The following is a 12,490-nucleotide window of genomic DNA, read 5'->3' on the forward strand; positions in this document are numbered from 1 at the left end:
CCCGGAAGCCGTGGTCAGCGCGCCGTTCGTGACCGGCGACGCGAACCCGCCGCCCGTCGCCGTGGAGGACCCGAGTCAGAACACCCTGACCCTGAATCGCTCTGAGGCGCGGATGAGGTGCTCGTCGGTGGCGAGGATGTCCTCGCCGCTGAGGCTCCTCAGATCGGTGCTCCACTCGTCCTCGTCGCCGGGGAGCCAGACGGCTCGGCACCAGCCGCCGCCCCACTTGCTGCCGAAGTGGATCCCCCGGGGGACGGACCCGTCGTCGACGGTGATGCGGCGGAGGCTCAGGGCGATGGCCGTCGTCACGATGCGGTCGCCGCCGCGAAGGACCGCGGTCGTCAGAGCCCGGATGCCGTGGCGGGCGAGCACCCCCTCGACACGAGGCTCGATCGCGGCGATCGAATCAGGATGCTCGACATCGATCCAGGTGCCGCTTCCTGCCGTCTCGACCCGGAACATCCTGCGCTCGGTCCGCCACTGGCGCGGGACGGCGCCGATGCCCATGCACGACGACTCCTGCCACTCCGCCGCCGCGATCTCGAGGAACTCCTCACGAGTGAGACCGAGGGCCGCAGCGTCCTTCTCGACAGGGTCGGCCGCGCCGAGTCGGCGCTTGAACACCGACAGCACCTCCGCGAATGCGGTCTCCTCGTCACTGGCGAGGTACAGAGTCCGGCCGTACGAGTCGTAGCGGCCCCACCGCCGACGTGCGGAGCGACCGGTGCGCAGAGGCGCGGAGAGCGGGCCGTACTTCGGCTTTGCGACGCGGAACGTCTGCTCGCCGGCGTCAGGGAGCAGACGCAGACCGGTCTCTGAGCAGGTTCGCGCTGTCGACACGGTCGTCAGACGTCCGGATCGCCGCGGATGAACGACTCGACAGCCTCGATGACCGCGCTGCCCCGGTCCTCGCGAATGGCGGTGATCGGCGTGTCCTCGTGGAGCACAGGGTTGCCGCCGAGGAACCACTGGCGCGCGACGTGCTCCGACTCCGACTCGGACAGGGCGACCCAGACGCGGTGGCCGAGTTGCAGCCGGCGCGTGAAGTCCGCTGAGGGCCGCGGACCGTCGGGCTTGGCCCACTTGCTGGGCAGTTTCCGGTCCTTCGAGCCGGTCATCGCCGCAATGAGCGTCGGCCCCAGACCCTGAACGAGCACGGCAGCGACCTCGTGCACGTCCATCCGTGCGGTTCTCGCGTGCTGACCTGTCGTCACTGCAGTGGGCATCGCACCCTCCTCGGAAGCATCGTTACCCCTACTTTACCCCGCGTTCTCCCACGGTGGCGTCGTGACGAGGCCCTCCGCGTCGCCGCGACACCTACCCCTTCGCCTGGAAGTACACGTCCACGAAGTAGTTCGTGGAGTTGTACGACGACGACGGCATGACTCCGCCGGAACCGTAGCGGTAGACGCCGTTGTCGCCGGAGGCCGAGGTCAGCGCGCCGTTGGTGACCGGCGAGGCGAGCCCGGCTCCCGTGGCGGCGTAGTAGCCCGCCGGCGCGAGGTACGACACCGTGTAGCGCGCGCCCGGCACGAGCTCGACCGGTGTCGCGAAGGCGGCGCTCTGCCAGCCGGTCGCCGTCTCGCCGGTGAAGGTCACCTGCGCGATCCGCGTGCCGGAGGCGTCCCACAGCGAGCCGACGTGAGTGCCGGTGTTGCGGGAGCCCTTGTAGAAGGCGATGCCGGTGGCGCTGCCCGCGGTCGACGCGGTGAAGGACATCCCGACCTCGACCGAGGACGAGTCCTCGGCGGAGGCGGTCGCGGGCGTCGCGTCGGCGAACAGGCGCGTGCCGGACGGGGTGACCGGCGTGGGCGTCGGGGTCGGCGTGGGCGCCGCCGACGGCGTGAACGAGACGTCGACCAGGTAGTTCGTGGTCGAGCGCTGCCCCGCGAAGCCGCCGGAGTAGGTGTAGGCGCCGGAGTCGCTCGCGGTGACGAGCGGGCCGCGCGTGGATCCGGAGCCGAAGCCGTTGATCGTGGCGGAGTAGTTGCCGGTGGTCGTCGTGTAGGCGGCGACGTAGTCGGTGCCGCCGGTCACGGCCACCGGGGTGGCGAATGTCACCTGCTGCCAGCCGGCCGTGCTCTCGGCGGTGAAGGTCGCCCGGCCGATCTCGGCGCCGGTGTCGGCGTTCGAGAGCGTGCCGACGTGGGTGCCGGTGTTGCCGGGGCCCTTGTAGAAGCGGAGCGAGGTGACGGTGCCGTTCACGAGCGGCGCGAAGCGCACGCCCAGGGTGACCGGGGTGCCCTCGGCGACCTGCGCGATGCCGGGGGTCGTCGAGTCGTCGAAGAGCCGGCAGGGGCAGGCTCCCGCGACGGTGTCGGGGGCCTGGGTGGTGAAGGTCCAGCTGCCGCCCGAGGTGACGGTGCCGCCGCCGGTCGCGGTGCCGGCGAGGGTCGCGGTGTACCCGGTCGACGCGGCGAGCGGGGCGGTGGGCGTGAAGGTGGCGGTGCGGGTGGTGGCGTTGTACGCGGTGCTGCCCGCGACGCTCGCGCCGGCGGCGGTCTTCAGCGTCATCACGACCGTGCTCGCCGTCACCGCCTTCGAGAAGACGGCCGAGACCTTCGTCGACGGCGCGACGCTCGAGGAGCCGGCCAGCGGCGCCTGCGAGCCGACGCTCAGCGGCGTGGCGTCGACCGTGCTGTAGACGGCGTCGACGAAGTAGTTGTTCGCACGGTAGCTGTCGGCCGGGAAGCCGCCGGTGGTGCTGTAGACCCCGGCGGGCGTCGCTCCGAAGCCGCCGGCGACCGTCAGCGGGGCGGCGGCGTAGCCGGTGCTCGACCAGAACCAGTCGGCGGACGAGTAGTGGCCGGTCGAGGTCGTGTACGAGACGACGTAGGTGGTGCCGGCGGTGACGGCGACGGGCGCGCCGAACGTGGCGGTCTGCCAGCCGCTCGCCGTCTCGTTCGCGAAGGCGACGGTGGCCAGCTGCCGGCCGTCGACACTCCAGAGGGTGCCGGTGTGCGGGCCGGTGTTGGCCGCGCTCTTGTAGAAGCGGACGCCCTGGATGAAGCCGTCGGCGCTGGGGGTGAAGCGCAGGCCGAGGGTGGCCGGATCGACGTCGCCGGAGTCCGCGGTCTTCGGCACCTCGGCGCCGAACACGGTGGCGGTGCCGGTGATGGTGACGGCGCGGCTGGTGACGGCTCCGATGTTGGCGCTGTCGTCGACGGCGCGCACCCGGATCGAGCCGGTGCCGGCGCCGTGCTGCACGTAGCTGTACGACCAGGACGTCGTGCCGGTCGCCGGGTGCCAGGTGGCGCCGTCGGTCGAGACCTCGACGCCGGCGACCTTGCCCGCGGCGTCGGACGCGGTGCCCGAGACCGAGACCGTGCTGCCGTTGGCCTTGCTGGTGGCGCCGGAGGGGTTCGAGACCGCGACGGTCGGGCCCGCGGTGTCGGTGCTCTTCGTCGCGGCGACCAGGCCGCTCATCAGCGTGGTGGGCTGCACGCCCATGTCGGCGAAGAGGTTCACCTGCGCCTGCTGCATCCGCACGTCCGCGGCGGCTCCGTTGCCGTCGTGCTGCTGGTCGAGGCCCCAGGTCCACTGCACGGAGCCGGCCGAGAAGACGAGCGCGCCGCTCGCCGCCTTGTAGAGGGTGAGGTTGTGCCGGGTGGTGCCCGCAGCGACGGTGGTGCCGAAGTCCTGCAGGTACTCGGGGACGGCGCCGGTCGTCGTCGAGAGGCGGATCAGGCCGGGCGGACGCGAGCCGTTGTCGACGTCCTCGTTGGACTCGTAGCCGATGGTGTGCGGGGCCAGCGCGGCGCTGCTCCCGCTGGCGAGGCCGGTGAGCGAGGTGTTGCGCCAGAGCCGCAGCTTCCCCTCCGCGGCGCTGACCGTCACCGGCAGATCGGAGTAGTTCACCATGTAGAGCGTGCCCGCGAGGGAGTTCTCGGGCCGGCCGCCGCCGTTCGCCACCGACGCGAAGCGCGGGTCGCGCCAGGTGCCGGTGGACTCGGGCGACGGGTCGGTCTTGGCGTTCGCCCAGGTCTCCTTGTAGGTGACGACGGTGCGGTAGTCCTGGCCGCCCGCGGTCGGCGAGGGCTCGTAGCGGGTACGCCAGTAGTTCTCGTTGCCGGAGAGGAACTGCAGGTTCACGCCGGCGTCGCGCGCGGCGGTGACGTTCGCGCGCTGGGCGCCGGACCAGTACTCGTCGTGGCCGACCGAGAGGAAGCTGCGGTGCTGCTTCAGCGCCGAGCCGAAGCGGTCGGTGTCGACGCCGCTGAAGTAGCTGACGTCGTAGCCGTTGCGCTCGAGGAAGCGCACCAGCGGGAACTCGTTGGCGAAGTAGAAGTCGCGGCCCTGGTTGTCGCCGCGGGTGGTGACGGGGCGGTTGTAGCTGAGCTTGTAGGCGCGGCCGTTGGCGCCGCCGCTGTAGAAGTTCGAGCCGCCGTAGGTGTTGTAGGCCTGCCAGGTGGGGTCGGAGGTCTGGAAGAGCACCGCCGAGGTGCTGGCGGTGTCGCGCACGACGAAGGTGATCTGGCTCCGGCCACCCGTGTCGGCGCGGGTGAGCAGGGCGACGTAGACGCCGGAGACGGCGGTGCTCGGCACGTCCCAGCCCGCCGAGACGGCCCACGTGCCGCAGTCGTAGAGCTCGGTGGTGACGTCGGAGAGGCACTCCGGCTGGACCTGCGGGAGGGCCGCGCTCGGGGTCACCGAGGTGATCAGGCGGGCGCCCTTCCCGGCGTACCAGCCGGTGCGGTAGACGTCGATCGAGTAGGCCGCGGCGTCGGTGTCGATCTTGAAGTCGACCCGCTGCCCGACGTTCACGCTGATGTCGGTGGAGTAGCCCTGGATCGACGGGTCGCCGGCTCCGGAGATGTCCCAGACCGAGGGGTCGGTGCCGGGCTTCGCGTTCTCGCAGACGATCGCGTTCTGCCCGGGCGCGCACGCGGTGTCGGCGCTCGCGGTGGGCACGACGAGACCGACCACGACGAGGGCTGCGGCGGCGGCGATCGCGAGGAGCGACGCGCGGAGGCGGCCCCGGCGGGTCGGCGGGAGGAGCCGCGGCGTCAGGGGCGTGCGCGGCGTCAGGGGGGTGCGCGGAGCGGGGGCGGGGTCCATCGGGGACGCCTTTCGGGGGTCGTTCCCGCGTCGGGTACGCGGGAGCCGGCGACGGGGCGCGTCCGGGGACGGGCCGAGCCCGGGTCCGCGAGGGTCCTGCAGCTCCCCCGCCAGGATCGGGGAAGAGGGGGACGCCGGGCGGGTGGACCGGGAATGCCGAGCAGGACGACGGTACCGGAAGCAGAACGCGCCAGGGGGTCGATTGGGCAACGATTCGTGGTAATGCGCTGTGCGGCGCCGGACTTCCGATGTCGACGTGACCGGGGCGGGGACGTCCCAGGCCGCTCGTCGCCGATCCGACGCCGGATCGTTACCGAGAGAGCGCTCTCTCACGACGTACTCTGGGCAGACGCAGCTGGGGGGCCACTCCCCCCTCGTCGCTCCATCACTCAACGAGGAGGAACCATGCGGTCATCCCTGCACCGTCGTCTCACCCTTCCGGTCGCCGTACTCGCGGCCGCCGGAATCGCCCTCGCGGGCTGCTCCAGCAGCAGCGACCCCAACGACCCGAACGCCGGCGGTGGCGCGAGCTCCGGCGGCGCCGCGGGCGACGGCTCCGTCACCGTCTACGGCACCATCAACGGCGACGAGGCGACCCTGCTCGAGCAGTCCTGGGCGGACTGGGAGAAGGAGTCCGGCATCGACATCAAGTACACCGGCGACAAGGGCTTCGAGCAGCAGATCGGCATCAAGGTGCAGGGCGGCGACGTCCCCGACCTCGCGATCTTCCCGCAGCCGGGACTGCTCGCCGACACCGTCGCCTCGGGCAAGGTGAAGGAGCTGCCCGAGGGCGCTCTGGCGAACGTGAAGCAGAACTGGTCGGAGGACTGGCAGAAGTACGGCCAGGTCGACGGCACCCAGTACGGCGCGCCGCTGATGGCGAGCGTGAAGGGCTACGTCTGGTACTCGCCGGCGAAGTTCGCCGAGTGGGGCGTCTCGGTCCCGACGACCTGGGACGAGATGGAGGCGCTGGGCAAGACCATCGCCGAGAAGTCGGGCGGGCCGTCCTGGTGCGCGGGCTTCGCCTCCGACGCCGCGTCGGGCTGGCCGGGCACGGACTGGATCGAGGACGCGGTGCTCCGCGAGTCCGGTCCGGACGTCTACGACTCGTGGGTCGCGGGCGACACCCCGTTCACCGACCCGAAGATCAAGGCCGCGTTCGACTCGGTCGGCTCGATCCTGCTCGACCCGACGCTCGTGAACGCGGGCTACGGCGACGTCTCCTCGATCAACTCGACCGCCTTCGGCGACGTCGCGCAGAACATCGCGAACGGCTCCTGCGCGCTGACCCACCAGGCGTCCTTCTTCGAGGGCTTCCTCACCGGAGCGGACGCGACCGTGGCCGAGGACGGCGACGTCTGGGCGTTCCTCACCCCGCCGATCTCCGCGGACGACGACCAGGCCGTCACCGGTGGCGGCGAGTTCGTCGCCGCGTTCGCGGACGACGCGGACACCGCGAAGGTGCAGGAGTACCTGGCCAGCGCCGACTGGGCGAACAGCCGCGTGAAGCTCGGCGGCGTCATCTCGGCGAACACCGGCCTCGACCCGGCGAACGCGAGCAGCGACCTGCTGCGCAGCTCCATCTCGATCCTGCAGGACCCGGGCACCACGTTCCGCTTCGACGCCTCCGACCTGATGCCCAAGGCCGTCGGCTCCGACAGCTTCTTCAAGGGCATGGTCGACTGGATCGACGGCTCGAGCACCGACCAGGTCCTCGACACCATCCAGGCGGGTTACACCTCGTAGCGCGCACATGCTGATCGAGTAGCCCGCGGAGTGGGCGTATCGAGATCCACCGTCTCCAGCAGGGTGGGTCTCGATACGCCGCCTTCGGCGGCTACTCGACCAGCATGGAACGGCACAGATCGGGCTACCCGCCCAGCTCACGCTGATCGAGCAGCCCGCGCAGAACATGCTGATCGAGTAGCCCGCGCAGCGGGCGTATCGAGATCCACCGTCGCCAGCAGGGCGGGTCTCGATACGCCGCCTGCGGCGGCTACTCGACCAGCATGGACAGCGACACAGCCCGCGCAGCGGCCCTCCGCTTGCTGGTCGCGCAGCGGGGCCTCAGCAGGTCGCCGCCGGGTACGGGGCGGTCGTCGTGGTCGTCGCGGGGGTGCCGCCGACCGTGGCGGTGCTGGTCACCGTCGCCGTTCCGGCCGGCATGCTCGTCGCGCGGACGGTGAAGGCGGCGCTGGCGGACTTGCCCGGCGCGACCTTCGGGAACGACTTCGTGCCGTGGCTGGTCTCGACCTTCAGGTCGGCCGGGACCGTCGCGTCGTTGCGGGCGCTGACGGTCAGGACGATCTTGCCGGCGACGCAGCGGCTCGACGCGGTGACGGTCGTCGGCAGCGCCGGCGCGAGCGACACCGTGGTGGGCGTGCCGACGGCGACGGGCGCGATGGTGACCTTGTCGATGTTCGGGGCGTACGCCGTGGCGTTCCCGAGGACGATCGGCGCGGTCCCGGTGGTCAGGGTCAGGGGAATGGTGCGCTCCCAGAAGCTGTCCCACGAGATCGTGTAGCGGAAGTAGGCGCTGCCGACGGTGCCGGCGACCCCCTTCTCCGTCACGTCGATCCGGCGGTCGACGACCTGCGGGTTGTAGTCGTGGCGGCCGCTGAGCTCGGCGTTGGAGTAGGTCACCGAGAGGTCGTAGGCGCCGGCGGTGTCGAAGCCCGCGGCCCGCGCGATCTCGAGGGTGTTGGCCGCGCCGTTGCCGACGAAGCCCACGTACTGCCCGCCCGACACGTTGGAGCCGGTGCTCGCGGCGAGCGAGGCGTTCGCCGCCGCACCTGTCTTCGTCGCGTTTTCGGCCTCGATCGTCGTCGCGGCGGAGTCGGAGTCGGCGGCGCGGGTCGTCGTCACGGTGCTGAGCAGCACGCCGGCGGCGGAGCGCAGCTCGATCTCGTTGATGCCCTCGACGAGGTGCAGTCGGGTGGTCGAGGACCAGAGTCCGGCCGATCCGGAGCTGACGGTGCTGACCGTGCGGCCGTTGACGGACACGTCGATGCTCGACGCTCCGCTCGTGCGGTAGTCGAGCGCGACGTCGTAGTAGCCGGTCTTCCACGCGTTCGCGTAGACGTCGGCGCGCTGCTGGCCGGCGATGCTCGCGAAGCCGCGCGCACCCGCCGCGTCGTAGACGACCTTCGCTCCTCCCGCGTAGCGCAGGGTCGAGGCCGGGTACACGGTCCTCTCGCCGTCGGTGACGTCGGTGAGGAGGAATTTGTCGAGCGTGATGTCGGCGTTCGGGAGGACGGTCGTGCCGTTCTCGCTGGCGCGCAGCGAGAGGGTGTGCTCGCCGGCGGTCAGCTCGACGGTCACCTCGGCGCTGCCACGGTACTGCCACTTCTGCGTGTTCGTCAGAGCGAGGTCGGCGGTGTACTGCACGAGCCGGTTCTTCGCGCCGTCGACGAAGAGGGCGTGGCGCCCGGGGACGCCGGGCGTCGATCCGATCACCTGGAAGCGGTAGCTGCCGGTGCGCGGGACGGTGACGGTCCAGTCGGCCTTCGAGGAGGCGTTGTTGAACGATCCGACGTCGCGCCCGCCGGAGGCGAGGAACTTCCAGCCGCCGCCGTCGGTGGGGTTCTGCGTGTAGGCCTGGGCGCCGGTGAGCGCCGTGTTCTCGGCCTCGATGCTGGTCTGCCAGCTCGCGGTGGTGCTGACGGCGCGGTCCTGGGCGGGAGTGATGACCACCTGGTAGGCCGCGTAGCGGTCGTAGCTCGGGATCGCCAGGTCGAGCGAGCCGGCGGCGAGGGCCGCTCCGTCGACGGCGGCGATCACGCGCGGCGTGCCGTGCACGCCCTGGGCGCCGGAGAGGGTCGCCTCGCGGACCTCGACGTCCACGGTCGAGCCGAAGACGGCCGGGTCGAGCCCGTGGAGGTCGAGGGCGACGTTCTGCGAGCCCGAGCCGCCGTAGAGGACGGTCGCGCGCTTGTTCACCGCGTCGACCGCGCCGATGCCCTGCAGGGTGTCGGCGGTGTTCAGCTTCGGGGGCGTGACCGCGACGGTCTTCGAGCCGTCGAGGTCGCCGTACCACTTGAACATCCACCAGCCGGCGTTCGCCGCGTTGGGGCGGGCGCTGTTGTCGGAGAGGTTGCCGGCGTAGTTCCAGTAGGCGACCTGCGCGTCGACCTTCTCGTCCTCGAACATCGCGAGCCACTGGATCAGCTGGCCGGGCGTGCCCATGTCGCGCAGCATCCCGTACTCGGTGATGTTGATCGGGATATCGGCGATCCCGCGGGCGTCCTCGAGGGCGCGGTAGTCCTCCAGGTGCGAGCGGAAGGTGGCGAGATTGTCGATGCCGAGCTCGTGCCAGATCATCACCTGCGGGAGGGTGCCGGTGGACTTCGCGTGGTCGAGGAAGTCCGCGGTGCGATCGGCGTGATAGGAGGCGTCGCCGGGTCCGCCGACGCGCGCGGTGCCCAGGCCGTGGCGGGCGTAGACCTTCTGGATGACGTCGTAGGAGGCCTTCCAGTCGGCGAGGAACGTGTCCTTCAGCGCGCCCCAGTCGTTGTACCAGTTGCCGCCGTCCGGCTCGTTGAAGGGAATGTGCACGTAGTCCTGCGGGCGATCCGACTTCGTGGCGACCGCCTCGGTGACGAACTCGACGATCTCGAGGTAGTCCCACACTCCGTTCGGAGTGCTCGTGTACGTGCCGGTCGCCTGGTCGTAGGTGCGGGTGTCGCCCGGGCGCTGACCGCCGTTGTAGGCCCAGTCGGGGTAGTAGTCCTGCGTGTAGATGTACATGTCCTCGCCGTACTTGGCGAAGAAGCCGTCCTCGACCTTGAGGGCGTCGCCGCTCGGGTGCTGGGTGCCGAACGGCGCCTTCTGCGAGGTGTTGGTGATGTGCGCTCCGTCGATGAGCGCCTGCGTGGGCGCTCCTTCGTCGCCGAAGCCGTAGAGGGTGCCGGTGGCACCGCCGCGGAAATCGCCGGTGGACCGCGAGAAGTCCACGGCGAGGGTCTCGGAGCTGCCCGCCGCGCTCGCGGGGGCGGCGACCGCGACGAGGCCGAGTCCGCTGAGGGCGACGCCGATCGCGGCGGCGCAGGCCAGTGCTCTGGAGGCTTTCATCATCGAATGCTCTTCCTGTGGGAGGGGACGGCGAGGCGCCGCTGCCAGCACGATAGCGATTTCAGACCCTGCGAGCCAGAGAATCCTGAAATCGGTATCGCATCTCCGTCGTCCTCGGCGATAACGGTTTCATCTCGCCCTTGCGCTCAACTGAAATCGGTATCAGTATCAGTCGAGCTTCCACCGGGAGCGAGCCCTTCCCACTCCACGACGACGAGGAGCCCCTGTGCCGAACGACCTGACCTGGGGAGACCCCGAGGCCCTCCAGCTGACGTTCGCCTGCGACGCCGATGCTCCGTTCCGACTGGTGGCGCTGACGGCCCGCGGAGTCGCGCTCCGGGCGACGCACGCCGCTCCGTTCTTCGAGATCACCACCGTCGCCGCCGGTCACGCCCCGGCGAGCAGCCGGCTGACCCACTCGCAGCTCGGCGCCGCACTGCGCTACGTCTCGCACCGCGAGAGCGTCGTCGACGGCCTCGACGTGCTGGAGGTCACGGCCGAGGCGCCGGGACTGGTCGCGACCGCCGTGCTCCGGAGGGTGCCCGGCGTCGCCGCCGTCACCTCCGAGGTCGTCGTCCGGGCGACCGAGCGCCAGGTGCTGCGGTCCGTCGCCTCCTGGAGCTGCGACCCGGGCGCCACCGCCGGCACCGCGGCGACCACCGGCAAGGAGTCCTTCGCCCGCTGGTCCCTGCTGCGCGGCCGGAACGACTGGCTCGGCGAGGGCCGCTGGAGCAGCACGCCGCTGCGCGACGCCGGCCTGGTCACCCTCCGCGAGGACATCACCGAGCACGACCCGCGCGGCGCGGTCGGCGCGGTCTCGACCGGCAGCTGGTCCACCGGAGAGCAGCTCCCGGTCGCCGGCCTCCACGCCCCCGACGCCGCCCTCCTCTGGCAGATCGAGCACAACGGCGCCTGGCGCTGGGAGGTCGGCGAGGACATCGACGGCGGCTCGATCGCCCTCTCCGGCCCGACGGACCTCGACCACGGCTGGCTCTGCGTGCTCGAGCCGGGCGAGGAGTTCCGCTCCGTCCCCGTCACGGTCGCCGTCGGCGCCGACACGACGGCCGCCGCGGACGCGCTCACCCTCAGCCGCCGGGCCCGGCGCCGCGCGCACCCGGACAACGCGGCGATGCCCGTCGTCTTCAACGACTACATGAACACCCTCGACGGCGACCCGACCACCGCGAAGCTGCTGCCGCTGATCGACGCCGCGGCCGCCGCAGGCGCCGAGATCTTCTGCATCGACGCCGGCTGGTACGACGACAGCGGGGTCGCCGGCGGCTGGTGGAGCAGCGTCGGCGCCTGGCAGCCGTCCACCGTCCGCTTCCCGGACGGCCTCTGCGAGGTGATCGAGCGGATCCGCGCCCGCGGCCTGGTCCCGGGGCTGTGGCTGGAGCCCGAGGTCATCGGCGTGGACAGCCCCCTCGCCGGCGAGCTGCCGGACGACGCGTTCCTGCAGCGGGCCGGCGCGCGGATCGAGGAGCACGAGCGGTTCCACCTCGACCTGCGCCACCCCGCGGCGCGCGCGCACCTCGACGCGACCGTCGACCGCCTGATCGCCGACTTCGGCATCGGCTTCTTCAAGCTCGACTACAACATCGACGCCGGCCCCGGCACCGACCGCGACGCCGACTCGATCGGCGCGGGCCTGCTCGGCCACAACCGCGCCTACCTCGCCTGGCTCGACGGTGTGCTCGACCGGCACCCGACCCTGGTGATCGAGAGCTGCTCCTCGGGCGCGATGCGGCAGGACTGGGCCGTGATGTCCCGCCTGCAGATGCAGTCGACCTCCGACCAGCAGGACTTCCGCCGCTACCCGCCGATCGCGACCGCCGCGCCGATGATGCTCCTCCCGGAGCAGGCCGCCAGCTGGGCGTACCCGCAGGCCGACATGGACGACGAGGAGATCGCGTTCTGCCTGGTCACCGGGCTCCTCGGCCGGTTCTACCTGTCGGGCTACCTCAACCGGATGTCCGACCCGCAGCTCGCCCTGGTGCACGAGGCCGTCGCCGCGGCGAAGCGGCTCCGCGCTCCGATCGCGGCGTCCCTCCCGCGCTGGCCGCTCGGGCTGCCGGGCTGGACGGACGACGCGGTCGCCCTGGCGCTGCGGACCGAGGACGAGCACCTGGTCTCGGTCTGGCGCCGCAGCGGCAGCGACGACGTCGTGCTGTACGTCCCGGAGCTGCGCGGGCAGGACGTCGACGTCTCGGTCGTGTTCCCGGTCGCGCTGACGGCCTGGCCCGTCGAGTGGGAGCCCAGCACCGCCCGCCTCACCGTCCGGCCCACCGGCTCCGGTCCCTCCGCCCGCACCTTCCGCCTGTCCCTCCGCACCACCTGACCCCTGCCGGATCCACCCGTCCCG

Annotated in this window: 6 protein-coding genes; 2 read left to right on the top strand and 4 right to left on the bottom strand. The window is 71.5% G+C overall.

Translation table 11 applies throughout. The features are described 5' to 3' along the window. Positions 1–75: 75 nt before the first annotated feature. From EDF35_RS06235 to EDF35_RS06245, 3 genes are all read right to left on the bottom strand, one after another. A complete protein-coding gene (locus tag EDF35_RS06235) occupies positions 76–840 on the bottom strand; it encodes an RES domain-containing protein (RefSeq protein WP_166674025.1) in 765 nt (254 codons plus the stop codon). Between the two features lie 5 nt (positions 841–845). Then, positions 846–1,226, bottom strand: a complete 381-nt coding sequence (locus EDF35_RS06240) for a hypothetical protein (RefSeq protein WP_133961162.1) — start codon at positions 1,224–1,226, stop codon at positions 846–848. A 91-nt stretch (positions 1,227–1,317) separates the two neighbouring features. After that, positions 1,318–5,058 (bottom strand): DUF4082 domain-containing protein, encoded by a 3,741-nt coding sequence (locus tag EDF35_RS06245; protein WP_133961164.1) that lies wholly within the window; start codon positions 5,056–5,058, stop codon positions 1,318–1,320. Between the two features lie 405 nt (positions 5,059–5,463). On the opposite strand from EDF35_RS06245, the gene EDF35_RS06250 reads away from it, so the two are divergent. Continuing rightward, positions 5,464–6,804 (top strand): extracellular solute-binding protein, encoded by a 1,341-nt coding sequence (locus EDF35_RS06250; protein WP_133961166.1) that lies wholly within the window; start codon positions 5,464–5,466, stop codon positions 6,802–6,804. Between the two features lie 321 nt (positions 6,805–7,125). Here EDF35_RS06250 and EDF35_RS06255 read toward each other — a convergent pair whose 3' ends face one another. After that, a complete protein-coding gene (locus EDF35_RS06255; protein ID WP_208323023.1) occupies positions 7,126–10,128 on the bottom strand; it encodes a CBM35 domain-containing protein in 3,003 nt (1,000 codons plus the stop codon). 226 nt (positions 10,129–10,354) lie between these two features. Between EDF35_RS06255 and EDF35_RS06260 the strand changes: the two genes are divergently transcribed. Beyond that, positions 10,355–12,466: a glycoside hydrolase family 36 protein gene (locus EDF35_RS06260; RefSeq protein ID WP_133961168.1), complete on the top strand. Its 2,112-nt coding sequence runs from the start codon at positions 10,355–10,357 to the stop codon at positions 12,464–12,466. The last annotated feature ends 24 nt before the right edge of the window (positions 12,467–12,490 follow it).

Origin of the sequence: Rathayibacter sp. PhB151 (assembly GCF_004366415.1) — a bacterium.
In the GTDB taxonomy this organism is placed as follows: domain Bacteria; phylum Actinomycetota; class Actinomycetes; order Actinomycetales; family Microbacteriaceae; genus Rathayibacter; species Rathayibacter festucae.